Annotated in this window: 28 protein-coding genes and 2 pseudogenes; 11 read left to right on the top strand and 19 right to left on the bottom strand. The window is 61.0% G+C overall.

What is annotated here, in order from left to right; all coding sequences use genetic code 11:
• Positions 1-38: 38 nt before the first annotated feature.
• From IE095_RS06545 to mutM, 9 genes and pseudogenes are all read right to left on the bottom strand, one after another.
• Entirely contained in the window at positions 39-659 is a 621-nt protein-coding gene (locus IE095_RS06545) for a LysE family translocator (RefSeq protein WP_189410815.1), read from the bottom strand.
• The gene (locus IE095_RS18285; RefSeq protein WP_229804592.1) at positions 659-1,168 is read right to left on the bottom strand and encodes a GNAT family N-acetyltransferase; all 510 of its coding nucleotides are present in this window, start codon (positions 1,166-1,168) and stop codon (positions 659-661) included. The genes IE095_RS06545 and IE095_RS18285 overlap by 1 nt, the downstream gene beginning before the upstream one ends.
• An 18-nt stretch (positions 1,169-1,186) precedes the next feature.
• Positions 1,187-1,606 (bottom strand): annotated as a pseudogene (locus tag IE095_RS18280) (VOC family protein); the annotation flags it as partial.
• On the bottom strand, positions 1,606-2,664 hold the full coding sequence (recF, locus tag IE095_RS06535) for a DNA replication/repair protein RecF (RefSeq protein ID WP_189410813.1): 1,059 nt from the start codon (positions 2,662-2,664) through the stop codon (positions 1,606-1,608). The gene recF and the pseudogene IE095_RS18280, both read right to left, overlap by 1 nt.
• A gap of 67 nt (positions 2,665-2,731) precedes the next feature.
• Positions 2,732-3,850, bottom strand: coding sequence for a DNA polymerase III subunit beta (gene dnaN, locus IE095_RS06530; protein WP_189410812.1), 1,119 nt, complete (start codon positions 3,848-3,850; stop codon positions 2,732-2,734).
• Positions 3,851-4,131: 281 nt separating this feature from the next.
• Complete coding sequence (gene dnaA, locus IE095_RS06525; protein WP_189410811.1) at positions 4,132-5,469, bottom strand: chromosomal replication initiator protein DnaA; 1,338 nt, start codon at positions 5,467-5,469, stop codon at positions 4,132-4,134.
• Between the two features lie 447 nt (positions 5,470-5,916).
• Positions 5,917-6,186 (bottom strand): 30S ribosomal protein S20, encoded by a 270-nt coding sequence (gene rpsT / locus IE095_RS06520; protein ID WP_189410810.1) that lies wholly within the window; start codon positions 6,184-6,186, stop codon positions 5,917-5,919.
• A gap of 146 nt (positions 6,187-6,332) precedes the next feature.
• Positions 6,333-7,109 (bottom strand): enoyl-CoA hydratase, encoded by a 777-nt coding sequence (locus IE095_RS06515; protein ID WP_189410809.1) that lies wholly within the window; start codon positions 7,107-7,109, stop codon positions 6,333-6,335.
• A gap of 59 nt (positions 7,110-7,168) precedes the next feature.
• Complete coding sequence (gene mutM, locus IE095_RS06510) at positions 7,169-8,020, bottom strand: bifunctional DNA-formamidopyrimidine glycosylase/DNA-(apurinic or apyrimidinic site) lyase (protein WP_189410808.1); 852 nt, start codon at positions 8,018-8,020, stop codon at positions 7,169-7,171.
• 76 nt (positions 8,021-8,096) lie between these two features.
• Between mutM and ubiE the strand changes: the two genes are divergently transcribed.
• A complete protein-coding gene (ubiE, locus tag IE095_RS06505) occupies positions 8,097-8,840 on the top strand; it encodes a bifunctional demethylmenaquinone methyltransferase/2-methoxy-6-polyprenyl-1,4-benzoquinol methylase UbiE (protein ID WP_189410807.1) in 744 nt (247 codons plus the stop codon).
• Positions 8,841-10,367, top strand: coding sequence for a 2-polyprenylphenol 6-hydroxylase (gene ubiB / locus IE095_RS06500; RefSeq protein WP_189410806.1), 1,527 nt, complete (start codon positions 8,841-8,843; stop codon positions 10,365-10,367). It abuts the gene before it with no gap.
• Here the strand turns inward: ubiB and IE095_RS06495 are convergent.
• From IE095_RS06495 to fliK, 3 genes are read right to left on the bottom strand one after another with little or no spacing between them, the layout of a single operon-like run.
• Positions 10,314-11,099 carry a phosphotransferase gene (locus IE095_RS06495; RefSeq protein ID WP_189410805.1) on the bottom strand — a complete coding sequence of 262 codons (786 nt, stop codon included), beginning with the start codon at positions 11,097-11,099 and terminating at the stop codon, positions 10,314-10,316. The genes ubiB and IE095_RS06495 overlap by 54 nt on opposite strands.
• 41 nt (positions 11,100-11,140) lie before the next feature.
• Complete coding sequence (locus IE095_RS06490; protein ID WP_189410804.1) at positions 11,141-11,782, bottom strand: flagellar hook capping FlgD N-terminal domain-containing protein; 642 nt, start codon at positions 11,780-11,782, stop codon at positions 11,141-11,143.
• A gap of 10 nt (positions 11,783-11,792) precedes the next feature.
• Positions 11,793-12,935, bottom strand: a complete 1,143-nt coding sequence (gene fliK, locus IE095_RS06485; protein ID WP_189410803.1) for a flagellar hook-length control protein FliK — start codon at positions 12,933-12,935, stop codon at positions 11,793-11,795.
• A 107-nt stretch (positions 12,936-13,042) separates the two neighbouring features.
• On the opposite strand from fliK, the gene IE095_RS06480 reads away from it, so the two are divergent.
• The 3 genes and pseudogenes from IE095_RS06480 to IE095_RS18765 form a co-directional block, all read left to right on the top strand.
• Positions 13,043-13,312, top strand: coding sequence for a rod-binding protein (locus tag IE095_RS06480; RefSeq protein WP_189410802.1), 270 nt, complete (start codon positions 13,043-13,045; stop codon positions 13,310-13,312).
• Entirely contained in the window at positions 13,309-13,650 is a 342-nt protein-coding gene (locus IE095_RS06475) for a hypothetical protein (protein ID WP_189410801.1), read from the top strand. The genes IE095_RS06480 and IE095_RS06475 overlap by 4 nt, the downstream gene beginning before the upstream one ends.
• A gap of 200 nt (positions 13,651-13,850) precedes the next feature.
• Positions 13,851-13,991 (top strand): annotated as a pseudogene (locus tag IE095_RS18765) (flagellin N-terminal helical domain-containing protein); the annotation flags it as partial.
• Here the strand turns inward: IE095_RS18765 and IE095_RS06470 are convergent.
• The 4 genes from IE095_RS06470 to IE095_RS06455 all read right to left on the bottom strand — a co-directional run bounded on the left by IE095_RS06470 (position 13,931) and on the right by IE095_RS06455 (position 18,333).
• The gene (locus IE095_RS06470; protein WP_189410800.1) at positions 13,931-15,247 is read right to left on the bottom strand and encodes a flagellar hook protein FlgE; all 1,317 of its coding nucleotides are present in this window, start codon (positions 15,245-15,247) and stop codon (positions 13,931-13,933) included. The pseudogene IE095_RS18765 and the gene IE095_RS06470 sit on opposite strands and share 61 nt — an antisense overlap.
• Positions 15,248-15,335: 88 nt before the next feature.
• Positions 15,336-16,145, bottom strand: a complete 810-nt coding sequence (locus tag IE095_RS06465; RefSeq protein ID WP_189410799.1) for a flagellar motor protein MotB — start codon at positions 16,143-16,145, stop codon at positions 15,336-15,338.
• Between the two features lie 102 nt (positions 16,146-16,247).
• Complete coding sequence (locus IE095_RS06460; RefSeq protein WP_189410798.1) at positions 16,248-16,940, bottom strand: ABC transporter ATP-binding protein; 693 nt, start codon at positions 16,938-16,940, stop codon at positions 16,248-16,250.
• 4 nt (positions 16,941-16,944) lie between these two features.
• Positions 16,945-18,333 (bottom strand): KpsE/RkpR family capsule polysaccharide export protein, encoded by a 1,389-nt coding sequence (locus IE095_RS06455; RefSeq protein WP_229804584.1) that lies wholly within the window; start codon positions 18,331-18,333, stop codon positions 16,945-16,947.
• A gap of 203 nt (positions 18,334-18,536) precedes the next feature.
• On the opposite strand from IE095_RS06455, the gene IE095_RS06450 reads away from it, so the two are divergent.
• The 5 genes from IE095_RS06450 to IE095_RS06430 are packed head-to-tail and all read left to right on the top strand — an operon-like array spanning position 18,537 to position 23,455.
• Positions 18,537-19,370, top strand: a complete 834-nt coding sequence (locus IE095_RS06450; RefSeq protein ID WP_189410796.1) for an ABC transporter permease — start codon at positions 18,537-18,539, stop codon at positions 19,368-19,370.
• Between the two features lie 29 nt (positions 19,371-19,399).
• Positions 19,400-19,957, top strand: coding sequence for an ATP-dependent protease subunit HslV (gene hslV, locus IE095_RS06445; protein WP_189410795.1), 558 nt, complete (start codon positions 19,400-19,402; stop codon positions 19,955-19,957).
• Positions 19,958-19,978: 21 nt separating this feature from the next.
• Positions 19,979-21,046: a hypothetical protein gene (locus tag IE095_RS06440; RefSeq protein WP_189410794.1), complete on the top strand. Its 1,068-nt coding sequence runs from the start codon at positions 19,979-19,981 to the stop codon at positions 21,044-21,046.
• Positions 21,043-22,335 (top strand): ATP-dependent protease ATPase subunit HslU, encoded by a 1,293-nt coding sequence (gene hslU / locus IE095_RS06435; protein ID WP_189410793.1) that lies wholly within the window; start codon positions 21,043-21,045, stop codon positions 22,333-22,335. The genes IE095_RS06440 and hslU overlap by 4 nt, the downstream gene beginning before the upstream one ends.
• Positions 22,325-23,455 carry an alpha/beta hydrolase gene (locus IE095_RS06430; protein WP_189410792.1) on the top strand — a complete coding sequence of 377 codons (1,131 nt, stop codon included), beginning with the start codon at positions 22,325-22,327 and terminating at the stop codon, positions 23,453-23,455. The genes hslU and IE095_RS06430 overlap by 11 nt, the downstream gene beginning before the upstream one ends.
• Before the next feature lie 32 nt (positions 23,456-23,487).
• Here the strand turns inward: IE095_RS06430 and IE095_RS06425 are convergent, their stop codons facing one another.
• Complete coding sequence (locus IE095_RS06425) at positions 23,488-23,775, bottom strand: YiaA/YiaB family inner membrane protein (protein ID WP_189410791.1); 288 nt, start codon at positions 23,773-23,775, stop codon at positions 23,488-23,490.
• 12 nt (positions 23,776-23,787) lie between these two features.
• On the bottom strand, positions 23,788-24,471 hold the full coding sequence (locus IE095_RS06420) for a PspA/IM30 family protein (protein WP_189410790.1): 684 nt from the start codon (positions 24,469-24,471) through the stop codon (positions 23,788-23,790).
• Between the two features lie 98 nt (positions 24,472-24,569).
• On the opposite strand from IE095_RS06420, the gene IE095_RS06415 reads away from it, so the two are divergent.
• A complete protein-coding gene (locus tag IE095_RS06415; protein WP_189410789.1) occupies positions 24,570-25,160 on the top strand; it encodes a TetR/AcrR family transcriptional regulator in 591 nt (196 codons plus the stop codon).
• Here the strand turns inward: IE095_RS06415 and IE095_RS06410 are convergent.
• Positions 25,157-25,759: a Smr/MutS family protein gene (locus tag IE095_RS06410; protein ID WP_189410788.1), complete on the bottom strand. Its 603-nt coding sequence runs from the start codon at positions 25,757-25,759 to the stop codon at positions 25,157-25,159. The two genes, IE095_RS06415 and IE095_RS06410, sit on opposite strands and share 4 nt — an antisense overlap.
• Position 25,760 lies beyond the last annotated feature (1 nt).

Below are 25,760 nucleotides of genomic sequence, written 5' to 3'. Positions count from 1 at the left end.
AGGGGGGAATGTCACGCAATGGCCACAAGATTTGGTGGTCAGGTGAAAACAATCACCACGCCAACAAGGATCAGCAACAGACCCGAACCGATGTTGATGCGGTGCAGGTTTTCCGGCGAAGAAATCAGCGCCCGGGCCCGGTCAACAAACAGCGCAAGGACCAGGTTGCCCAGCAGCGGCACAAGCGCGGAAATGAACAAGATGGCGGCGATATCGGGGGCGGTGACGCGGCCAAGGTTAAAGAACCCCGGCAGCACGCCCATATAGAACAGAATGGCCTTTGGGTTGCCAATCACTGCGGCAAGACCGGTCAGAAACCCGGCCCAGCGCCCCGGTTTGGTCAGGCGGCTGTCGGCGGACAGGGCGGCGGCGGGTTTGCGGATCAGCATCGCGCCCATCAAAACAAAGACACCCGAGGCGACCCAGCGCAGCACGCTTAGGAAATCGCCATAGACCGAAAGCACCCAAGACAGGCCAAAGATGGCGCAAATCGGCCAGATCAGATCGCCCAGCACCACGCCCACCGCCAGGGGCCAGGCGCTGGCAAAACCGCCCGACAGCGCCCGGGCAATCAGTGCCACCCAGACCGGACCGGGCACCACCCAAAGCCCCGCCATGGCAAGGGCATAGACCCCCAACTCCCAAAGACTGACCGTCATCAGAAAAGCCCACCCAGCAGATCCAGTTCAGCCTCGTCCTGCCAAGCCGTGTCGCGCAGCGGCAGAACCATCAGGCTGTCGGCCTTTTCATGATGGATCTCTGCGGTCTTGGCCCCGGTCAGATCCAGATAGGTCATCGGATTGGTGACCTTGCGGAATCCCGCCCCAGCATAAAGCCCCGCCGTGCCGAACAGCAGGAAATATTCCGCAGGACTGTTCTTGGCGCGCTGGATCGCGGCCTGCAAAAGCGTTGCCGCCAACCCCTTGCCGCGATGCGCCGGATCGCTGGCCACATCGGACAGGCCTGCCACCGTGATAAGCCGACCACCCAAGCGCATGGAACGCAACTGCACGCCCATATGCGCGACGATCTGGCCATCATCGCGGATAACATGCCGCCAATGATGCCGGGTCATGAAATAAGACCGCCCGCCAAAGTCGGTAGTGAAACAGCGGGCGAGCAAATCAGCAATCTGCCGATCATCCTGCGCGCCCAAATCCTGCTCCACAATGGTTTCGACCGCCCCCGGCAAGGTCAGGCTGCCCCCCGGCCCCAGCGGCCAAAACGGATTCATCGCCACTTCCCAGACATGACCATCCAGATCGGCCCAATAGCCGGAATAGCCGCCCCAAAACACCTTTTCGGGTTGTTTCAGTGCGGTCGCGCCCGCCGCCAAAGCCTGCGCAAAGGCGGTATCCACCTGCGCCTCGGTCGAAAAGTTCTGCGCCAGCGTGATGGCCCCGGTGCCCAATGTGGCCCCCGGACGTCCCTGATCCGCGGCCAGATCGGCCTGCCCGAACAGGCCCAAAACCGCGCCCTGCATCTGGTAAAAGGCCACGCCCTCGGTCCCGTCGCGCTGAACCCAGCCCAGCCTTTCGTAAAAACCCTTGGCTGCCGCCAGATCCTGCACCCCAAGGGTGATCAGCGTGACACGTTGAATATCCATCACAATCCCTCTGAAATCATCGACCGACCGTCCTGTTCATAAACGGTAAAGCCCTGCCCCCGCCCGCCCAGGCTGTCAAACAGGCCCGCCTCGGTGCCCGTCATGAAAGCCTGCGCCCTTAACCCACAGATCGCATCATAAAGTGCGGCACGGCGCGCTTCGTCCAGATGGGCTGCCACCTCATCCAGCAGCAGAATCACCGGTTCCTCGGCCAAGGCCCTTGCATTGGCCAAGATCAGACTGATCAGCAGCGCCTTCTGTTCCCCTGTCGAGCATTGATCGGCGGGCACACCCTTGGCGGCAAAAACGGCCGCCAGATCGGCGCGGTGGGGCCCGTTCAGGCTGCGCCCGGCCGCCATATCCCGCCGCCGCCCCGCCGCCAAAGCCTCGGCCAGATCGCCCTCCCAAGCGCCCTCACCCGGTTCCAGCGTCAAGGCGGCTACGGGAAAGGGCCCTTCGACTTGGCCCGCTATGATCCGCGCCAAGGCGGCCCTTCGATTGGCGTCAATCACTGCCCCCGCCTGCGCCATCTGCCCTTCCAAGGCGGCATACCAATGCGCGTCGCTCACCTGATCCTTCAACAGCCGGTTCCTGTCGCGCATCGCCTTTTCATAACCCAAGGTCGCCTCGGCATGGTCGGGGAAAAAGGACAGCGCCATCCGATCCAGAAACCGCCTGCGCCCCTCAGCCCCCTCAATCCACAACCGGTCCATCGCGGGCACCAGCCACAAGACCCGCGCCAGCCGACCCAAGGCGACCTGCGCCGCAGCCTTCCCATTGATCCGAACCTGCCGCCCCTCGCCCGGCTCCGCCCAAGTTTCCACCTGATGCCCGGCAAGATCGGCCATCACCTTCCAGCCAAGGCCCTCTGGCCGCCGCGAAAGATCCGCCCCATCGGCACGCCTGAGGCCCCGCCCCGGCGACAACAACGAGATTGCCTCCAGCACATTGGTCTTGCCCGCCCCGTTCGGCCCCGCCAAAGCCACAGGCCGACCATCAAAGGCCAGCCGCCCCAATGCATGGCTGCGGAAATGCGAAAGGGTCAGCGACGAAATCAATGCCCCTAACCCCTTTCATCTTGCCAAAAATACCTTGGGGGTCCGGGGGGCTAGCCCCCGGCTTCGGTCAGACGCGCATCGGCATCACAACATAGACCGCCGAAGTGTCATTCCCCTCGCGCATCAGCGTCGGATCGCCCGAGGAATTGAACAGGAACACGGCGTTTTCCCGGTCCACCTGGCTGGCGATTTCCAGCAGATATTTCGCGTTAAAGCCAATCTCCAGCGGCTCGTCCCCATAGGCGACCGCCAATTCTTCTTCAGCGGCACCGCTGTCGGGGGCGTTCACCGACAGAACCAGCCGGTCCTCATCCAAGGCCAGCTTAACCGCCCGCGAGCGTTCCGAAGAAACGGTCGCCACACGGTCCACCGCTTTGGCAAATTCCGTCGCATCCACTTCCAGCCGCTTCGTGTTCCCTGTCGGGATCACCCGCGTGTAATCCGGGAATGTCCCGTCGATCACCTTTGAGGTCAGCGTGATCGCCGGGGTCGCAAAACGGATCTTCGTCTCGCTCACCGAAACCGCGATGATGGCGTCGTCATCATCCAGCAGCTTCCGCAGCTCGCCCACCGTTTTGCGCGGCACGATCACGCCCGGCATGCCCGTCGCCCCTTCGGGCAGGTCGGCGTCGATCCGGGCCAGACGGTGGCCATCGGTCGCCACGCAGCGCAGGACTTGGCCGCCGTCGGCGGTCGAGACATGCATGTAGACGCCGTTCAGATAATAGCGGGTTTCCTCGGTCGAAATGGCGAATTTTGCCTTGTCGAACAGCCGCCGCAAAACCGGGGCCTTGGCCGAGAAGTTGGAGGCATATTCCGAGCTGGCCATCACCGGGAAATCTTCTTTCGGCAGGGTGGCGAGGCTGAAGGTTGACCGGCCCGCAGCGATGGTCAGCCGACCGGAGGCCGAATCCTCGGCCAGGGTCACCAGCGCGCCGTCGGGAAGTTTCCGCACGATTTCATGCAGCATCACCGCCGAAACCGTGGTCGCGCCCGGCCGTTCCACCATCGCGGGGGCGCGGTCCACGACCTCGATATCAAGGTCGGTCGTCCGGAAAGAAACCTGATCACCCTCGGCATCGATCAGCACGTTCGACAGGATCGGGATCGTCGCCCGGCGTTCGACAACCGACTGGGCCTGCCCCAGCGCCTTGAGGAGCGCGCCGCGTTCGATGCTGATCTTCATCCCTGTTACCTTTGTTCGGGGCCGACGACGGGAGCAGAAATTTACCCGGTTCCCACCGGTCGGCAAGCCTTTTGATGACAATCCTTTGGATTGGTCGGGGCGTCAAGGGTGAGGGCCACAGGCATCCCTATCTGGTCACGGATTTCACGCGTGAAAATCGGCACAACCCTATCAAAACTCTGATTTATGCGTAATTCTGAATATGACATGGGGCGTTTTGGTTAGATCGCAAAGGGCGCGGTGAAGGCGCGCCCTTTGCTTGTGGGCGATGGTCTGTCGCCTTATGCCTGCAACACGCGTTTCAGCATTTGCAGATCGTCCGAAAGCTGGCTGTCGGTGGACATCAGCTCTTCGATCTTGCGGACGCCGTGCATGATGGTGGTGTGGTCCCGACCACCGAAGCGCCGCCCGATTTCGGGCAGGCTGCGCGGGGTCAGTTGTTTGGCCAGATACATGGCAATCTGCCGGGGGCGGGCGATGTTGCGCAGGCGTTTCGGGCCGATCATGTCCGACAGGCGGATGTTGTAATGTTCGGCCACTTTGCGCTGGATTTCCTCGATCGTGACCTTGCGGTCCGAGGCGCGGAGGATGTCGGACAGGCAGTCTTGCGTCAGTTCCAGCGTGATTTCGCGGCCCACAAGGCTGGCGAAGGCGAAAAGCCGGGTCAGCGCGCCTTCCAACACGCGGACGTTCGTGGTGATGCGGTGCGCGAGGAATTCCAAGACGCCCTCGGCGAGAACCAGACCGCGATATTGCTGGCGGTATTGTTCGGCCTTGGTTTGCAGAATGCCCAAGCGCAGTTCGTAATCGGTCGGATGCAGGTCAACGACCAAGCCGCATTGCAGGCGCGATTTGATGCGTTCTTCCAGATCCTTGATCTCACCCGGCGCACGATCCGCCGAAATGACGATCTGTTTGTTCTGATCGACCAGCGCGTTGAAGGTGTGGAAGAATTCTTCCTGCGTCGAATCCTTGCCCGCGATGAATTGCACGTCATCGACCATCAGGACATCGACGGAACGGAAGAGTTCCTTGAAATCCATGATCTGGCGTTCGCGCAGGGCCTGAACAAAGCGATACATGAATTGTTCGGCGGACAGATAGAGCACGCGCAATTCCGGCTGACGGGCCTGCAATTCATGGGCGATGGCGTGCATCAGGTGGGTTTTACCCAAGCCCACGCCGCCATACAGGAACAGCGGGTTAAAGGTGACAGGGCCACCTTCGGCCACACGACGGGCGGCGGCATGGGCGAGTTCGTTGGGCTTGCCCACGACAAAGGTTTCGAAGGTGAATCGCTGGTCCAGCGGTGCGCCGGGCAGTTCTTCGGCAGCGCGGGCGACGGGTTTGGCCACCGGTTTTGCAGCCACCGGGGCGCGGGCGGTCACGGAAAATTCCACCCGGTCGACTGACTGGCCAGAGTTGTTCAGATGGCTGCAAATGTGGTCGGCAAAATTGCGCGACACCCAATCGCCGAAAAAAGTTGTCGGAACCTCGAATCGGGCGACACCATTGCGCAGGTCAGCCAGACGCAGGGGTTCGATCCAGGTCACATAATTGTTTTTGCCAACCCTTTGCCGAAGCTCTTCACGAATTTTCCCCCACATATCGTTCGTCATTTTGACCCGTTCCAGTCTGTTTTTATATGTTCCGAAGGGCAAAATCCCTCCGCCTACTCGTTACGATCGGCCTTGCGGCCTTGGGTCCGGGGAAACACCAAAAACACGATCCCACCCCGGATCGTGACAAAGGTGCAGATCGGAACCGCAGGCACGGTGCCGACCGATGATCACGCGACAAAAATCCAGACCCCACTGCGGCAGCGCAGCGGCCCAAACGCCGGACTTTCAGATCGCAATCACGTCTCGTCCCCCAGGACAGGTGAATCGCAGGGCCAAGCTAGCGCGGGGTTGAAGGGGGCTGCAACCGAACTTCTTTCTTGACATGAATTTGGTTGAACCGAATCTGCGCGCCCTTGCAAACGGGCAACGGGTGGTATTCAAACCCTTGATTCAAATGAAAAAGCGCGCCAAGCGGCGCGCTTTTGTCAGACAATTCAACGAGAATCAGGCTTGGTTCAGGCCTTTGACGCGCGAAGCAAGACGCGAGATTTTGCGCGAGACGGTGTTCTTGTGCAGAACGCCCTTGGAGACGCCGCGTTGCAGTTCCGGCTGGGCGGCTTGCAGGGCGGAAGCCGCAGCAGCCTGATCGCCCGAAGCGAGCGCTTCTTCGACTTTGCGCAGGAAGGTGCGGATGCGCGAACGGCGCTGTTTGTTCACGGCATAGCGCGTTTCCGACTGACGGGCGCGCTTTTTGGACTGGGGCGTATTGGCCATGTGGGTCGATCCTTGGGTCTGTTCAAACTGTTCGCACGAAAGCCCCAAGCCCCCGTCTGACCGACAGGGATGATTCTTGCCTAAGCGGGCCCACGCGCATGTAACGGGGGCCTATAGGGGAGAATGGGGGAAAAGGGAACAGGGAATCAGCGGTCGCGGAACTGGGGCTGCCGTTTTTCCAGGAAAGCGGCCATGCCTTCCTTTTGGTCTTCGGTGGCGAACATGGCATGGAACATGCGGCGTTCGTAAAGCAGCCCTTCGCGCAGCGTGGTTTCAAAGGCGCGGTTCACCGATTCCTTGACGGCCATCGCGGTGACCTTGGACTTTTCAGCGACCTTCTGCGCGGCCTTCATGGCCTCTTCCATCAGCGATTTCAGCGGCACAACGCGGCTGACAAGGCCGCAGCGTTCGGCCTCGGCGGCATCCATGAAGCGGCCGGTCAGGTGCATGTCCATCGCCTTGGCCTTGCCGACGAATCGGGTGAGGCGCTGGCTGCCGCCCATGCCGGCGACAATGCCCAAATTGATTTCGGGTTGGCCGAATTTGGCATTGTCGGCGGCGATGATGAAATCGCAGATCATGGCGAGTTCGCAGCCGCCTCCAAGGGCATAGCCTGCGACGGCAGCGATGATGGGCTTGCGAGCGCGGGCGATGGTGTCGGCGTCTTGGGCGAAGAAATCGGCCTGAAAGACATCAACATAGGAAAGTTCGGCCATTTCCTTGACATCGGCCCCTGCGGCGAAGGCCTTTTCGGAACCGGTCAGGACGATGCAGCGGACGGTGTCGTTGCGGTCGGCCTCGGTCACGGCCTGGGCGAGTTCCGACATGAGGCGGGCGTTCAGCGCGTTCAGCGCATCGGGCCGGTTCAGGCGGATGGTCGCGACATAATCCTCGACCTCGACGATCAGCGTTTCATAGGCCATGAGAATCCCCGGTTTGGCATGGGCCGCGTCCCTATCTTAGCTGCAATGCAGCAGGCAAGTCACCTTTGACATTGGGGACAGTAAAAGGAGGAACGCCCCGACTGGACGATGCGTTCCACATGGCCGGTGCAGCCGGGGGTGGGGCAGGGCTGGCCTTCGCGGCCATAGACGCGGAAGGCGTGCTGGAAATAGCCGAGCTCGCCGTCGGATTGGCGATAGTCGCGCAGGGAGGAACCGCCCGCCAGAATAGCCTCGTCCAGCACTTGGCGGATCAGAGGGACAAGGGCGGCGGTTTGGGCTTCGGTCAGATCGCCCGCCAGACGGTCGGGCCGGAGGCCGGCGCGGAAGAGAACTTCGGCGACATAGATGTTGCCCAGACCAGCGACGATTTTCTGATCGAGCAAGGCCGATTTCACCGGGGTCTTGCGGCCCTTGAAGCGCTGGATCAGCCATTCTTCGTTGAAATCGTTGCCAAAGGGTTCGGGGCCTATGCCTGCCAGCAAGGGGTGCTGTTCGGCGGTGGCGGTGGGCAGCAGGTCCATCATGCCAAAGCGGCGGGCATCGTTGAACGTCACCCGTGCCCCGCCGTCCATATCCAGCACCACATGGTCATGTTTCGCGGGTGCCGGGTGGTTCTGCACAAATTGGCCGAGCATCGCCCCTGAAACCAGCATCCGCCCCGACATGCCCAGATGCACCAAAAGCGATTCGCCGGTGGAGAGATCGGCCAGAATATATTTTGACCGCCGCCGCAGACGCAGCACATCGGCCCCCGTCAGCCGTTCGGCCATCCGTTCCGGGAAAGCCCAGCGCAGATCGGGCCGTCGCACATCGGCCTGCAAAATCCGCGCGCCCGTCATCACCGGTTCAAGGCCCCGGCGGACGGTTTCGACCTCTGGCAGTTCTGGCATCTTTGACCGCTCCACATTGCAGGTTCCGGCCCGCGCCCTATAAGGGGGTGCAGGAACAGGAACGGCAAGGCCCGCCATGACCGACAACACCACCCATTTCGGCTTTCAAACCGTGCCCGAGGCTGACAAGGCTGGGATGGTTCACGGCGTTTTTTCGCGCGTGGCCAACAAATATGACGTGATGAACGACGCCATGTCGCTGGGCATTCACCGGATCTGGAAGGATGCGATGATGGACTGGCTGGCGCCGCGCCCCGGTCAGCGCTTGCTGGATGTGGCGGGCGGGACGGGTGATGTCGCCTTTCGTTTCCTGCGCCGTGCGCCGGGGGCGAATGCGGTCGTGGTGGACATGACCGAGGCGATGCTGGTCGAGGGCCGCAAGCGGGCCGAGGCGGACAGTCTGGCGGAACGGCTGGATTGGGTGGTGGGCGACGCGATGGCACTGCCTTTCCCAGATAACAGTTTCGATACCTATACAATCAGTTTTGGTATACGAAACGTGACGCGGATCAGCGAGGCACTGTCCGAAGCCTATCGCGTGTTGCGGCCCGGTGGGCGGCTGATGGTGCTGGAGTTCAGCCAGATTCCGAATGCTTTGATGCAAAAGGCCTATGATATTTATTCGTTCAACGCGATTCCCCTGATGGGACAGATCATCGCGGGAGATCGCGACAGCTATCAATATCTGGTCGAATCGATCCGCAAATTTCCGGAACAAGAGACCTTCGCCACGATGATCCGGCAGGCGGGCTTTGGGCAGGTGAAATACCGGAACCTGACGATGGGGATCGCGGCGCTGCATTCAGGATGGAAGCTGTAGTTGCGGGGCCCGCATAACATCATCCGTCTGGTGCGGACGCTGGCGACGCTGGAGCGCACGGGGGCGATTGGCGTCGTGCTGGATGCCTTTCGCGCCCCGCCGCGCATTCGCTTTGCCGCCCATGCGCTGGGCTGGCCGTTCAAATGGTTGGGGTTAAAGGGTGATCCGGCCCTGCCACCGGCGACGCGGGCGCTGACGGCGTTGGGGCCGGCCTATATCAAATTCGGACAGGTGCTTTCGACGCGGCCCGATGTAGTGGGCGATGAACTGGCTTTGCAGTTGAAATATCTGCAAGACAAGCTGCCGCCCTTTCCGACCGAGGTGGCCAAGGCGCTGATCGAACAAGAATTGGAACTGCCGGTCGATCAGATGTTCAGCGAATTTTCTGATCCGGTGGCGGCGGCCTCTATCGCGCAGGTGCATCACGCGCGGCTGGCAGGGACAGGGCAAGAGGTGGCGGTCAAAGTGCTGCGACCCAATATCACGCGGGCATTTCGCAAGGATATTGACGCGTTTTACTTTGCGGCACGGGCGGTGGAACTGCTGGCCCCCTTTGCGCGCCGCCTGCGCCCCATGGATGTGATCACGCATTTCGACGGGGTGGTGCAGGGCGAATTGGACCTGCGGCTGGAAAGCGCCGCGATGGCGGAATTTGCGGCCAACACGACCAAGGACGAAGGGCTGCAAGTGCCAAAGCCGGTGTGGCATCTTTCCTCGCGCCAAGTGATGACGCTGGACTGGGCCGAAGGCGTGAATATGGCCGACAACGCGGCGCTGGATGCGGCGGGGCATGACCGGACGGTTCTGGCGGCGCGGGTGTTGCAGATGTTCCTGAAACATGCGCTGCGGGATGGGTATTTCCATGCCGACATGCATCAGGGCAACCTGAAGGTGGCGGCGAATGGTGATATCATCGTCTATGATTTCGGCATCATGGGGCGCTTGGATGATTACACGCGGCGGGTCTATGCGGAAATTCTGATGGGTTTCATCCGCAAGGACTATCGCCGGGTGGCCGAGGTGCATTTCGAAGCAGGCTATGTGCCGCCCGACCGGGATATCGACGAATTTGCCCGGGCGCTGCGGGTGGTGGGCGAGCCGATTTTCGGGATGGATGCGAGCCAGATTTCGATGTCGCGGCTGCTGGCCTATCTGTTCGAGGTGACGGAACGCTTCGGGATGCAGACGCGGACCGAGCTGATTCTGTTGCAGAGGACGATGGTGGTGGTCGAGGGCGTGGCGCGTTCGCTGGACCCGCATATCAACATCTGGCAGGTGGCCCGTCCGGTGGTCGAGGGGTATATCACGCGGAACGTGGGGCCACGGGCCTTGCTGCGTGATCTGGGGCGGACGGCGCAGGCCTTGGCACGATTCGCGCCGCGCCTGCCGGGGCTGATCGAGGCGCAGTTGCAAAAGCAGAATGCCTTGCCGGAAAAGCCGCCGTCTTTTGGGCGCGAGCGGCTGGTCTGGGCGCTAGGGGGCGCGGGACTTTTGGCCTTGGGTGTCTGGGTCGGGACGTTGCTCTAAGAGGGCCATTTCGGCCCGCGCCGCCTCGGCATAGCCGGGGGCGGACCTTGCGGCGCGCCAGAGGCAATGATCGGCAATGCGGCGGTGAAGTTGTGGGGCGTGGGTCTGGTAACGGGCGACGGTCTCACGATTGGGATAGGTCATCAGAAACAGGTCGTGGTCATCGCGGGAGAGGGGTTTTCCGGCGTAAAGCATCTGCATGGCGGGCGACAGGAAGATGGCCAGATCATGGGCGGGATCGCCCAAGGCGGGGCATTGCCAGTCGATAAGAAGGGGCGGCTGGTCGGGACGGATGACGATGTTGCCCGGGACGGGATCGTAATGCAGCAGGGCCGTGGGATGGGGCCAGACCTCGCGCTTTTCGGGCAGGTCGGGCAGGGTGGGCAGGGCGTGGAGCCGCCCCAGAAGCCGAGCGACAATGGTGACATCCTGCTGCCAGTTTTGCCCCGGCACATGGGCATAGGCGACCCAACCCGCCCCTTCGGCGCGGAGTTCGGGGGCAAGGCCATAGGGGGCAACATGGCGCAGGGCCGCAGCCTCGGCCTTTGGATCATTGGCGAAAAGCGGGCTTGCCCCATTGGGATCATAGACTTTAAGGACAAGATCGCCCTGTTGCCACAGCCGGTTGACGCGGCCGCCGGGCAGGATCTGCCAGGGCGTGGCGGGCCGGTGGTCGGGCCTTTGGGCCGCGAGTTCGGCCAGAATATCGGCAGGGGGAAGCGTCTGATCCATCACGCGGGGACGCTGCCCTGCCGGGGTGCAAAGTGCAAGGGTCAGCCCCGAAGGGCGGTCACGGCGCTGGCGGCAATCTCGGCCCCGCCTTCCATCACGACCATCGTGCCAAAGGCGCCGCTGCGGATTTCGACGACCGTGGCATAGGATTCGACGGGCTTTGTGTCGATCTTTTCCTCACCCTGATAGCTTTCCAGTTTGAAGGTATATTGCCCCTGCGGCAGCGGGTTGCCGGCGGCATCGGTGGGGGCCCATTCGATAGGGGCGCTGCTGACCGGCACATCCTGCCGCGAGACAAGCTGGCCTTGGGCATTATAGACCGCCAGCACCGCGCGCGAAGCCCCTTGGGCCGGGGCAGGCGACAGCGTTACGGGCTGACCATCGACCCAGACTGGGGCGGTCGAGCGCGCCTCGCGTCCGACCCAATCGGCCATTTGGGACAGGCCCATCATGCCAATCTGGCCCTGCAAGCTGGTAAGAAGCTGATTGGTCTTGGTCTGCTGTTCGACGCCCGAGAAGGTCGCGAGTTGGACGGCAAAATCGGCGGAATCCATCGGGTCTTGCGGATCCTGATTTTTCATCTGGGTGGTCAGCATTTTCAGGAAAAGATCGAAATCGGCATTTATCGAGGCCTTGGTTTCCAAGGCCGTCCGCGTTTGGGGAAGGGATTGGGTAATTTCCATAAGTTTTCCTTTAGATGCGCAAATCGAGCCCGCCTTGCTCCGCCGCCGTGGATCGGGGCGGGGCCGGGTCTGTTGACTCGGTCGGGGATGGCGGGGGGGGGGAATCGTCAGTTCTGGCGGGGGTGGTTGTTCGGGCGTCTTGGCCGCTTTGGGAAAAGCTGAAACTGGTGGATTGAAACCCGGCCTGCCGCAGTTCCTGGGCCAGTTGATCGCCGTGCCGCCGCAGAAGTTCCAGTGTCTCAGGGCGCTCGGCGGTGATGGCGATGTGCAGGCTTTCGCCCTCTTGCAGCATGACCATCTGCAATTCCCCAAGTTCGACCGGATCAAGCGTGATGTTGATTCCCCCCGGAACGGGCGCAGCCGCCTGAGCTTGAACCTGTGCGATGAAGCTGGGGGACAGGGTCTGGGCCAGCGGCTGGGCGGCATTGGGCGCAGGGCTATGCATCAGCGGCAGGGGGGCAGAAGGGGATGTGCCGATAAAGTGGGGTTCGAGGGCGGATTCTGTCGACAGCAGGCGGGGGATTTCATCAGGGTTGTGAACGGTTTCGATGTTCGCGCCCTGCGCTGCGATGGGGCGGCTTTCAGAGGGTGTAGAGCCTCGGGTAACGGTGCGGACAACCCTTGACACGGGAAGCGCTGGTGGCATTTCGTGGGTTTCGTCTAAGGTTTCCTGGATCGGGGGCTTTGGGATAAGCCCCTGCATTTCCCACATATTCTCGGCCATCGAACGCTTTGGGCCCAACAGGGCCTTGGGAGCGGCTTGCACAATGACAACAGGCTTTTCAGCGGGATCGGCCGGGACGTCACTGGCACCTTCCGGTGGTGGCGACGCGGCCACGGCGGAAGGCAAAGCGGACAAAGCTGCCTTTGCGGAATCAGCGGCGGCGACCTCTGCCACCGGCCCTGTTCCCTGAACCTGGGGATTCGAAGCCGCCTGTGGAACGGGCGCTGGCCCGGCCACGGTTGGTGCCGAAGGGGCCACAAACGAAACGGCCAGATCCGGCAAGGTCACCGAGGCATCGGGCAGGGCGTCTTCCTCGGTCGCGGCAAAGGCCGCCAGTAGGTTGGACCATTCCCCGCCGGCCAAAGGCATGCCCTGCATCTGTTCGGTCGCCACCGGCATGGCCAAACCCAGAATCGCCGTGACCTGCATTGCTTTCCCCGAAATTTACCAAACAGCGCCAGAATGGCGGGAAATCCTTACTGCTTGTTTACCGCCTTGGCGCAAACTGGGGAAAATCGTCAAAGGACCAGAAGGCCATGATTGAACCCATCGTCGCGGGGCCAAGGCCCCAAGCCGCCGATCCGCTTTGGGCCAAGGCCCAAGCACTGGAATCGGCTTTTCTGTCGGAAATGCTGGGCCATGCCGGGGTCGGGCAGACCCGAGAAAGCTTTGGTGGCGGCGCCGGAGAAGCGCAGTTTTCGTCATTCCTGCGAGAAAAGCAGGCGGAGGCCTTGGTGCGGGCCGGGGGAATCGGACTGTCCCAATCCATTTTTGAGGCTTTGAAACGCCACGAGGCCCAGAAATGACCCCTGAGGAACAGATGCAAGCCTTGGAGCAGGTGCTGGACGCTTTGAGCGGCGATTTGTTGCAGGGTCGGTGGGACAATCTGACATTGCATCGGCAGCAGATCGAGATGTTTTTGCCAGCGTTGGAGTCGCTGGCCGACAGCCCGCAGGCCAAGCGTCTGCGCGCCTCGGCCCAGCGCAATGTCCGTTGTCTCGACGCCTCGGGTCGGGGGCTGCGCGCGGCAAGGCAAAGGTTGGCGGAAGTGATCGCCGCCGCGCAAGGCCTTGCCACCTATGACGGCAAGGGCCGCCGCGCCGCGATGGAACCGCCAGCACCGCAAATGGCCCGGCGGATTTGAGTAAAATTTGTCGCATTCCAAAGGCGGCAGCCGGTTGGGTTTAGCAAAGCCTTAGAACTTTGCCCGCAATCTGACCCTGCATCCCACGACGGGATGGCGCAGCCCCAAAGGTCGGCTGCAAGGGTCGGATGCCCGAATGGCCGTTGGCAACAACGGTGACATGCCGCCGAAACGGGCGGCGGACGCAAAGGAAAAGGCAAATGTCTTCGCTTCTGACAAACAACAGCGCCATGGTGGCCCTGCAAACCATCAAGGCGACCAACAACAAGATGGCCACCGTTCAATCCGAAATCTCGACCGGGAAGTCGGTCAATTCGGCCAAGGACAATGCGACCGTCTGGATAACCTTGGCATTCGACGAATAGGCGCGCTGGGTCTGGATCAGATTGGTCAACTCGCCCGCAACGTCGGTGGTGGAACCTTCGCGGGCATAGCCGACCACCGAACCGGTTGGACCATCCCCTGCGTTCCACAGAAAGAAGGGGCCGGAATCGGGCGAGACCTCATAGGTCTGGTTGTCCATCGCGACAAGGCCGTTGAGATTTGGCACGTCGACCAAGGGCACCTGATAGAGGCGGCGGGTAAAGCCCGTGTCATAGGTGGCCATGACATAGCCTTTTTCGTCGACCTCAACCCCCGTTAGCGAGCCGACGGGCGAACCATTTTTCGTGATACCGGTAGGGGCAAAAGTATCGGACAATTGGCTTAGGCCGCCCTGCTGACCAATCTGACCGATGGTCATGGTCAAGGGACCACCGGCCACATTCAGGGCAATTGTGCCATCGCCCGGATCGTAGGCACCGCCAGAGACCATCGTGACGCTGGCCAGGGTGCCGCCAGCGCCACGCGTGTCATCAAAGGTCAGGGTATATTCCCCAATGACAGCCCCACCTTGGGCGTTGTCGCGGATTTCCATTGTCCAGCTGTTCGAGGCACCGGAGGCTGGAATGGTGGGGGTAAAGCTGATTTCCATCGTTTCGGATGTGCCAAGATTGCCGAAATATTCGACGGTCAGCGGCAAAGAGACGCCCGAGGCGCCCGCCATCGTGGCTGTTGCGGGCAGATTTGCGCCCAGGGTGATGGCCGTGGTCGGATCACCGGCCTGCTGATTGGGGCTGACAATGACCGGGACAAGACCGGCCGTCGTATCGCGCGGGAAATTGGGGATCTGGCCGTTGTCATTGGCGGGCCAGCCAAGCAACACCAGACCAGAAGGCGAGGTCAGCACACCATTGGCATCGGGATAGAACGAGGCCGTTGTCGTCATCATCAGGCCTGGATTGCCCGGTGCACCGACATCGACCTTTTGCATGACCGGCAACATACCCCGACCGCTGATGGCCAGATCAAGGGCATTCGTCGTGGAAACAAGCGTGCCGCGTTCATTGATCAGTCGCAGGGTGGAGGCGCGAACGCCGCCCGCAGAATAGGTGCCAGCGCCCGGCGCTTCCGAGATGACCATGCTTTCAAAGGCGCTGACCATGCGCTTGTAGCCGTAGGTTCCGGCATTGGCGATGTTGTCGGAAATGGTGGCCAAACGGGTGGCATTCGCGTTCAAGCCGGCGACGCCGGCGTTGAGGGCCGAAGAGATGGTCATGGGACAGAAGCCTTTCTGCAACGTCAATTCCAATGGTAACCATCGTTGCGCCGAGGCCTGTTAAGATGATGCTAATGGCGGTGCATTTTCATCGATCCCATCGCAAAAGCACCAGTTCGATGCGGTTGTTTCGGATGGCGGTCGGATCCGCCGTGACAGGCTTTCGATCTGCAAAACCGCTGAAACGTTGGAATCTTTGGCGTTCAAGGCCCGCCTTGGTCAGCAAATCGCGCATGGCGGCAGCGCGGGCCGACGACAGGCTCCAGGCTGGATTGTCGATCATGGTGATTGGATAGGAATGCACATGTCCGTTCACCGCCAACTGATTCGTGGCGACGGCCAGCACGTCGGCCAAGATCGGTGCGATGTTCCGGGTGACGTCTTGCGGTTCGGCACTGTCGATCTGAAACAAGGGCGCCTGCGGCAGGTCAAAGATTTCGATCACCAAGCCTTCATCGGTGACTTTGGTCACCACATGACGGAGTGCCTGTTCCATCGTCATGCTTTCACCGGCAAGTGCGGTCAGCTGTTTGTCGACGGCATCTTTTTGGGCCTGGGCCGCCGCCTGTCGTTGAAGGATATCTTCCGCCGACAGCACGGATTGCGATTTGCCAGAATAGGCCAGGTCTTCGGCGCTCAGAGCGTTGTCACCGCGAAAAGCCCCCGAACCGCCACCCGATTGCGGGCTGATCGGAATCGCCGGACTGAAATAATCCGCCACGCCTTTGCGCTGTTTTTCCGTCGTCGCCCCCAGCAGCCACATCAGCAGAAAGAAGGCCATCATGGCCGTCACGAAATCGGCGTAGGCGACCTTCCACGCACCCCCGTGGTGTCCGCCGCCCGCAACGACTTTCTTCCTTTTGATGATGACTGGCGCGGCATTGGTTTGCCTGGCCATCGTGTCACCCACACATTTCACCCAAGGCCCAGACTGACAGATCGGGGTGAAGCGCCGCTTAACAGGAACATGTTTATCTATTTTGGCCAATCGCCAAGGCTGTCACTCGCCTTCATCCATTTCTTCGGCTTCTTCTTCGGCGACATCCAGATTCCTGTGGTGCAAACTGATTGCCTCGTCCACATCGTCGAAATAGGTGAGCTTTCCGTCCTCAAGAACGGCCGCAGAAGTGCAGAGTTTGCGGATTTGTGCCATGGAATGGGTGACAACAATGGCGCCACTGTTGGCCAGTCGATCCTGCAACACCGCTGCACTTTTCCGGCGGAAATCAGCGTCGCCGACGCTGGTCACCTCGTCGATCAAATAGGTGTCGAAGTGGATGCCCATCGACATGCCAAAAGACAAACGCGACCGCATCCCCGAGGAATAGCTGCGGATCGGAAGATAGAAATGATCGCCCAAATCGGAAAACTCTTCAACGAAGTCCAGCAATTCGTCGGTATCCACGCCATAGACGCGGGCGACAAAGCGCGTGTTCTGCGCACCACTCAGGTCGGGGTGGAATGAACCGCGAAAGCCGACAGGCCAGGAAATTGTGCCGGTGCTGGTGATCTCGCCCCGGTCGATTTCGGTGGAACCGGCGATCATCGACATCAGCGTCGATTTTCCGGCCCCATTTCGGCCCAGTAGGGCAACACATTCGCCCGAGGGGAAGATCATATTGATGTTGTCGGCCACCACTTTGCGACGGCCGTTCAACAAATAGGATTTGGACAGGTTCCGCAGCCGAATCATGACCTCAGCGCCGGTCGCGGATACTGTAGTAAATCAGCACAAGAAGTGCCCAGGCGAGGGTCAGGAAACCCCCGGTCATCAGCAACAGCAACAGCGCCTGCGGATAAAGTGCGCCTTCGGCAAGGGTAGGCTCCACATGGGCTGCAAGGTAGCGGCTTTTGCGATCGGCTTCGGCTTGGGCCGCGTTGTAAAGCATGGTGGTCGCGCGGAATCGTTCTTCAGACACTTCGCGGTCAACCACCAGCCTTTCGTATTCCGCGACTTTCTGGGCATAGCCCGAATCCGCCCGATCGCCGTCTTGCCCCAGACCAATCTTGGCACGAACTTCTTCAATCTGCTTTTTGATGATCGAGATACGCAGTTCGGTCTGTTCAATCTGCGGGCTGCGCGAAACGGTGACGGTCGCCCGCAATGAATCAAGCTGAATCGTTGCTTCAGCCAACTGAACCTCCAGACTGTTCAGAAGGTTCGATTGCCGACGAATGTCTTCCAACGGGTCGATGATCTGGGTCCGCGTGCGGAATTCTGTGATCGCCGCCCGGGTTTCTTTCAAGGTTTCGACAGCTTTTTCCAGTTCAGCCCCAGCATAACGCGTCGCATCTTCACGCGCCGCGTCGGACAGACGGTTGATCATCTGGCTGCTGTATTCCAGAATGGCACGACCGACTTTCTGCGCCTCTTCGGCGGTGAAGGCGCGCACCTCAAGGCGGATCAGGCCGGTCGCCTCATTGTATTCGACCAGCACCATCCGCCGCCAATAGTCGGTTTTTTGCTCAATTGTGGAATCACGCGCAAGGCTGAACAGCGGATCTTTGTCATAGTTGCGGCTGTAGATCCCATAAAGGTCAAGGTCACGGTCAATATCGGCCACAAGATCAGGGCTGCGGATATAGTCATAAAGAATTTCCGCGTCGGTCGAGGCTGATCCCGTCAGCTGGGTCAGGCCGCCGATCATGTCGACCGATGTGGCACCTTCCTCCTTGCGCACCGAAAAGCCTGACTCAGAGGCATACTGATCTTGCGCAAAGCTGCCCAAATAACCCGCAAGCATGGCCACCGGCAGGACAACAACCAGAATGAAGGTGTAAAGCGTCAAGCGGTGGCGACGCTTGACCGTGGCGCGGGCGGCCGGTGGCCGGACACCACTGGCGGCCTCGGCACGGGCCGGTCCGATGGGATGGTTGGCGACCGAGCCATCAGCCATACGGATGGGCGCGATGGGTCCGACAGGCGGAGCGGGGACCGCTGCGGCACCGACGGCCCGTGCCAGACGGGGAACCGCCTTGCTTGCCGCCCCGACACCGGGTCTGCCCTGTTGGCCATTTCGTCTTTTGCGCGGTTCGTCCAGCTTATCTTCTGCCGGTTCCGGCCCGTCCGCCTGTTCGGAATTCACCCGAGACATCCTTTTCCAAAGGGCGGCTTTCTGTGCCGACCCTACCAGCACAGGGCGGAAAACCGTCCCAAGGCTGGAAGCAATTTGATCTTACCACGGGTTTCCTACTATAGACGGGCCAATGAAATCCAGACGCAAAGCGGTTTCGCGGCAGGACATTGCCGGGCGACCGTCTTGAGATCGACAGCACGGGGTGACCGCGCATGAGACGGAAACCGGTTGGCTTTGTTCCAGCCGCCCAACGACCGGGCAGTTTTTCGCTGCCTTGGCGGACCGGACGCTCGGTCGGTGCCTTGGTTCTGCGCGAAATGACAACGACCTATGGGCGGTCTTTCGGGGGCTACCTTTGGGCCCTGCTCGAACCGATCGGCAGTGTCTTGATCTTGACCATCGTGTTCAGCGTCGGCCTTCGGCTAAGGCAGCCCTCGTTGGGCATCAGCTTTCCGATGTTTTACGCCACGGGGATGCTGATCTTTATGCTCTATGTGCGCATCCAGCAAAAGGTTGCGACCTCGATCACCTATTCCCGGTCTTTGCTGCGCTATCCGGCAGTGCGGTTTTTCGACGCCATCCTGGCGCGGGTTTTGCTGAACCTTGTGACCCATATGGCCGTCATGGTGCTGATATTTTCCAGCATGATCCTGTTGTTCGAGACAAGGACCATCGTCGACTTGCGCTGGATTTTGATGGCGACGGCGATGGCAACAGCTTTTGGCATCGGTGTTGGGATGGTCAACGCCTTTCTGATGCCGATGTTCCCGATCTATGCGTCGTTGTTTTCGATTGCGACGACACCACTTTTCCTGATTTCGGGGGTGATCTTTCTGTTTGATGAGATGCCGAATTCGGCACAGGACATCCTTTGGTACAACCCGTTGGTCCATATCATCGCGATGATGCGGCGGGGGTTTTACGGACAGTATGAGGCCAGTTTCGTCAGCCCGCTATACGTCTTTGGTGTGTCGCTGCTCTTGGCGGTGGTGGGCTATATCTTGATCAGCCGCTATTTCCGGCAGATCGTAGACAGAAGTTTCTAAGCCGATTTTGCCGGTATCTAGGAGACATGATGACCGAAGAGCGATTCCCGGGATGGCATGGGACGACGATTCTGGCGGTGCGCCGGGGTGGGCGGGTTGTGGTGGCTGGGGATGGGCAGGTGAGCCTTGGTCAGACCGTGATCAAAGGCACGGCGCGCAAGGTGCGGCGGTTGTCGCCCGGTGGGCGGGATGTGGTGGCAGGTTTTGCCGGATCGACGGCGGATGCCTTTACCCTTTTGGAACGGTTGGAGAAAAAGCTGGAGTCAATGCCGGGTCAGATGGCGCGGGCCTGTGTGGAATTGGCAAAAGATTGGCGGCTGGACAAATATCTGCGCAACCTTGAAGCGATGCTGATTGTGACGGATGGGCGTGATCTTTTCGTGATTACCGGCGCGGGGGATGTGCTAGAACCAGAGAATGACGTTGCAGCGATAGGTTCGGGTGGGAACTATGCGTTGGCGGCGGCGCGGGGGCTGATGGCGACGGATCTTGATGCAGAAGACATCGCCCGGCGTGCTATGGCCATTGCGGCGGATATTTGTGTTTATACCAACGGCAATCTGACCGTTGAGACGATTGAAGGCTAAAGTCAGGGGCAGGGTTCCACCGTGCAGATTACCGACGAAGACATCCGTTCCGCCGTTGCTGCGGGCATTCTGAATGAGGCGCAAGCCGCCAGCCTGACGGCTTTGGCGGCAGCAAGACACGGTCAAAGGGACGCGCTGCCCGCCGATGAGGAGCCGTTCGAGTTCTTTCGTGGCTTTGCCGAAATTTTTGTATCCGTGGGGCTGATCCTGCTGATCAGCGGGATCCTTGCCTTTACCAGCGTGGCGGGCTCGGTTCTGATGCCGGCGATCACGGCGGCGCTGTGCTGGACCTTTGCGCGCTATTTCACACTCAAGCGGCGGATGGCCTTGCCTAGCATCGTGTTGACGCTTGGCTTTGCCTTGGGCGCGGCCGCGGCGATTGGCTTTGGGATGGGCCTTGTCCGGGATGGCTGGCAGACGGAACGGTTGTTCCTGATCGGCTATTTTCTGGTGGTGCTGGCCGTGCTGGGCTTTTGGTATCGGTCCTATAAGGTGCCGTTCAGCTTTGTGCCCATCGGGTTGGCAGGCATGGGCCTGATCTTTGTGCTGACCGACAGCGTCGCCCCCTTGCAGACGGGAATCGCCTCTTGGTCAGAAATGTTCGATCTGCGCACCGGATCGGGTTTTGCTTTGGGCACGCTGATCTTTGGCCTTTGCGCCTTTGCAGGCGGGGTGGCCTTTGACATGCGCGATCCCTATCGGCTGGGCCGCTCGTCGGCCAGCGGCTTTTGGTTGCACATTCTGGCAGCCCCCGCCTTGGTGAACACCGTGGCGCTGACGGCGCTGAATTCTGGCGATATGACGGGCAAGCTTTTGCTGGCGGTGGTCTTGGCCTTGGTGGCGCTTTTGGCGCTGATCATTGACCGGCGTTCGTTCATGACGGCGGCGGTGGTCTATCTGGCGATCTTGGTCGGTTGGCTGCTTCGTGCCGGTGGTGAGACCGCACCGATGGCGGCGGTCTTGTTGGTGCTGGGGATCATCCTTACCTTGATGGGGACGTTCTGGACGCAAATGCGGGGTGCGGTGATGCGCGCCCTTCCGAATTTTCCGGGCAAATCCAGATTGCCCCCCTATGTGACCGTTGAATGACCGACCTGACCCCACGCGAAATCGTCTCTGAACTTGATCGTTACATCATTGGCCAGGCCGAGGCGAAACGCGCCGTGGCCGTCGCCCTGCGCAATCGCTGGCGGCGAAAGCGGCTGGGCGATGATCTGCGGGATGAGGTTTATCCCAAGAACATCCTGATGATCGGGCCGACCGGGGTGGGCAAGACGGAAATCAGTCGCCGTCTGGCGAAACTGGCGCGGGCGCCATTCCTCAAGGTCGAGGCGACGAAGTTCACCGAAGTGGGCTATGTCGGTCGCGATGTGGACAGCATCATCCGCGATCTGGTGGACGCCGCGATGATCGAAACCCGCGAAAGAATGCGGGATGAGGTTCGGGCGCGGGCGTTGAAAGCTGCCGAAGATCGGGTGATCGAGGCAGTGGCCGGGCGTGATGCACGGGAACAGACGCGCGAAATGTTCCGCCGCAAGCTGAAAGCCGGCGAATTGGACGAGACCGAGATCGAGATCGAGGTGACCGACGCGGGTCCAACCATGCCGATGATGGGGCAGGGCATGGAACAGCAGATGCAGGGTTTGCAGGAACTGTTCGGCAAAGCCTTTCAGCGGCGCGAAAAGAAGCGGATGACGGTGGCGGAAAGCCACGAAATCTTGCTGGGGCAAGAGGCCGACAAACTGCTGGACGACGAAACGGTGAAGGCCGAGGCCCTGCGGGCGGTGCAGGACAGCGGCATCGTCTTTCTGGACGAAATCGACAAAATCTGCGCCCGCGCCGATGCGCGCGGGGCGGATGTCAGCCGCGAAGGGGTGCAGCGGGATTTGTTGCCCTTGATCGAGGGGACGACAGTTTCGACGAAATACGGGCCGGTGAAGACGGATCATATCCTCTTTATCGCCTCGGGGGCGTTTCATGTCGCGAAACCGTCCGATCTTTTGCCCGAGTTGCAGGGGCGTCTGCCGATCCGGGTGGAATTGAAACCGCTGACCGAGGGCGATTTCCTGCGCATCCTGACGGAAACCGACAATGCCCTGACGCGGCAATATGCGGCCTTGCTGGGAACCGAAGGGGTGTCTGTGACGTTTGCCCCGGATGGTGTCGCTGCGATTGCGCGGATTGCGGCGGAAGTGAACGGCAGCGTGGAGAATATTGGCGCGCGCCGGTTGTATACGGTGATGGAGCGGGTGTTTGAGGAGCTGTCCTTTACCGCCCCGGACCGGAAGGGTGAGGGTATCACAGTGGATGCGGTTTTCGTGGAATTCCATGTGGGCAGCCTGGCCCGCAATGCCGATATCAGCCGCTATGTCCTTTGACCCGACCCGCCGCTTCCTGATTCTGTCCGGCAGCGCCTTGACTCTGACCGCCTGCGCGCCACGCGGGCGTTTGACGGTTCTGCCCAACGCGCAGGGCGGAACCATCGTGCCGATTTTCGTCGGCACGACGAGGGCGGTAGACCCGGAAACCGACCAGTTCGGCGCGACCGCCTCGGAGCAGGTGCTGTTCGGGCGCTATGACATTTCCGTGCCGCCCGACCGCGAGACGGGGGATGTGCCCGTGCCGCGCAAGAACGGCACCCCCGACCCGCTGCGGCATTTCGTGGCCAAGGCGGCGACGCGGATGCCCGAAGACCTGTTCGACGCGAACCTGTCGGCGGCCCTGCGTGGGGCTGACAATCCGGGGCGCGAGGCGGTGATCTTTATCCACGGCTTCAACACCAACTTCGCCGAGGGTCTGTATCGGCTGGCGCAGCTTTCCTATGATCTGAAATTCTCGGGCACGATCATTCACTATTCCTGGCCCTCCAATGCCAACCCCTTGGGTTATGTGCATGATCGCGATGCGGCGACCTTTGCACGGGATGGGCTGGAAACGCTGATTGGCCAGGTGGCACGGTCTGGTGCCCGCAAGATCTATCTGGTGGCCCATTCGATGGGTGGCGCCGTCACGATGGAAGCCTTGCGCAACATGGCGCTGCGCGGGAACCAAAGCTTGATTGATCGGCTGGGTGCGGTTGTGCTGATCTCACCTGATCTGGATGTCGATGTATTCCGCGGGCAGGCCCATGCCTTGGGCCAGTTGCCGCAGCCCTTTATCATCTTTGGTTCACGCCGCGATTTCGCGCTGAAGGTGTCCAGCACCTTGACAGGAGAGCCTGAACGGCTGGGCAACCTGACAGATCTGACCAAAGTCTCCGATCTGGAAGTGACCTTCTTTGACACGTCGAATTTCAATGTGGACGGCGGCCATTTCAACGTCGGCAATTCGCCGACGCTGATTGCCCTGCTTTCCGGCATTGGTTCGGTGGATCAGGCCTTGGCCGATGATCAGCGGATGCGCGTGGGGCTTTTGCCCGGCGCGATCATCACCGTGCGCAAAGCCACCGGAGTCTTCTTGGCCCCGGTGGCGGTGATTGGTGCAGAGGTGACGCGTTAGAAAACCCGGACCAATGGCCCGGGTTTGTTGCGTTACAGGCTTGTCTTGCCCGCGTTCACCTCCATCAGCAGGCGTTCGGTGCGGGCTTCTTCCAGCCGGTTGTGCAGGCGTGTCGATTCTTCATTGTCACGCATCAGCTTGGTGGCCGACACCGTGGTATGCACCAGCATCAGCGCCGACATGGAATAAAAGCCTTTGGCGGCAAAACTCGCCTCCAGAAAGTAGATACCGCCCGCCATCATGACCGCCGCGACGGCAAAGCTGACATAGGTGAAGGTTGCAAAGGCGGACGAGGGTTTGGTGGGAAGATTGTCGTTCATAATCATCTCCTATCAGGCCGCAGCCCGTTGTTGTTTCAGACGTTCCAGCACGCTTTCGGCGCTGGGTTTCAGGGCTGGGCCATGACCGGCCTCGGCCAGTTTCGCACGCAGCCCATCGACACGGGTTTCATCCTTCAGTTCTGCCATCGCCCCGGCCATCAGATCGGCCTGTTCCTGCCGCCCAGCCAGGCGGGCCAAAGTCGCCTCGGCGGCGTCCAGCGGCGCGTCGCCGCCTTCGGGCAGCACCTCGCGCAGCTTCTGCGAACGGTCCACCGCCACAGACAACCGTTCCCCACGTTGCAGGGCACGCAGCCGCCCCTCCGCCTCACGCAGGGCTTTGCGCAGGCGGGTCACTTCTGCCCCAAACCGGGCCTCTGCGACTTTGGAGCAATCCGCCTCGGCCTCCAGTTCCGCGATCATGCCTGCCGCTTCGCGCGCTAGGGCTTCATCACCCGCCTCCAGCGCGGCCATCGCCCGCGCCTCAAGATCCGCCAACTGCCCGGCCAGTTTCGCGCCCAGCGCCTTTTCCTGTTCGTGCTGCGCCATCGCCAAAGCCACCGCCCGCCGTGCGCTATCAATCGCCCCTGCCGCCTCGCGGATCTGCTGGCGCAAAAGTGGCAGGGCATAGTGGTCACGCGTCGCCTCGGCCGTGTCTTCGGCCCGACCCCGCATCAGCGTCATAAAGAGTTTGATCATTCCGGCCTCCTGTTTTATGAACATCGTTCATGAAACCTGTATCGCATGATTCTGAACGCTGTTCAAGAATTTTGTGAACAACGTTCAGGAATTTTTCGATGGCCGGAAAACGTGAGGAAAAACGGGATGATCTGCGGCAAAGGCTGCTGGATGCGACCGAGGCGCGGATCGTCGCGCAGGGCCTGACGGGGCTGCGGGCGCGCGAAATCGCGCAGGACGCGGGCTGTGCCTTGGGCGCGATCTATACGGTCTTCGCCGATCTGGATGATTTGATTCTGCATGTCGGCGCACGCACCTTGCAGCGGCTGGGGCAGGCGCTTTCCTCCGCCGTGGCCGAAAAGTCCGATCCCGAGGGCGTGCTTCAGGCCCTAGCCGCGGCCTATCTGGATTTCGCGCTGACCCATCGCAAGGCTTGGGAGGCGCTGTTTGACCACAACCCGCCCGAAATTCCCGATTGGCTGCGCGAACAACAGGGCGTCTTGATCGCGGAAATTATCCGGCCCTTGCAGGCCCTGCTGCCGGATGCCGATGAAAAACTGATTCGGGCACGGGCGCGCACGATGTTTGCCGCCGTGCATGGGGTGATCGACCTGTCGCTGGAAGGGCGCTTTGCTTCGGTTGGTGAGGCAGACTTACGCCGCGAATTGCAGGCTTTGGTGGGCACTTTGGTCCGAGGCGCGCAGGCCTAACGGCCCCGCCGCAGATAGACGTAATAGGCCCCACCACCGCCATGTTTCAAATGCGCCTCGGCGGTTTGCAAAACCACAGCCGCCAGCGGCATCTGCCGCAGCCAGACGGGCACCTGATGCCGCAACACGCCAAAACGTTGGGGAATGGGGCCGCCATCGTCCCTGTCCTTGCCCTTGCCGGTGATCACCAACACCAGACGCAGACCATCCGCATGGGCATTCAGCACAAAGCGGATCAGTTCAGGATGTGCCTCGGCCAGCGTCATGCCATGCAGATCAATCCGCGCCTCGGGCGAGAGTTTCCCGCGCGTCATGCGGCCAAAGGCCTTGGCATCCATCCGCAACGGGGCCGCCGCCAGACGTTCGGCTAGGCCGGGCAAAATATCATGGTCCCGGCTGGCATGGGCCTTTTGGCCCAGCGCGAATTTGGGGATGCGTGGTTTCGGCGGTTGTTCCACATTCACCACCGTCGGCAGGTTTTCCACCGGCTGATGATCCACCGGGGCCGCCGCCTTGGCATGCATCGGCACCGCCGTTCTGGCCACGGCCTGCCAAAGCGCCTCTTCCTCGGGGCGCAAGGTGCGACGGCGGCGGGTCATG

This window comes from Neogemmobacter tilapiae (assembly GCF_014652215.1).
In the GTDB taxonomy this organism is placed as follows: Bacteria; Pseudomonadota; Alphaproteobacteria; order Rhodobacterales; family Rhodobacteraceae; genus Neogemmobacter; species Neogemmobacter tilapiae.
The sequence above is the reverse complement of the archived record's forward strand: the minus strand, read 5'-3'. Positions and strand labels throughout refer to the sequence as shown.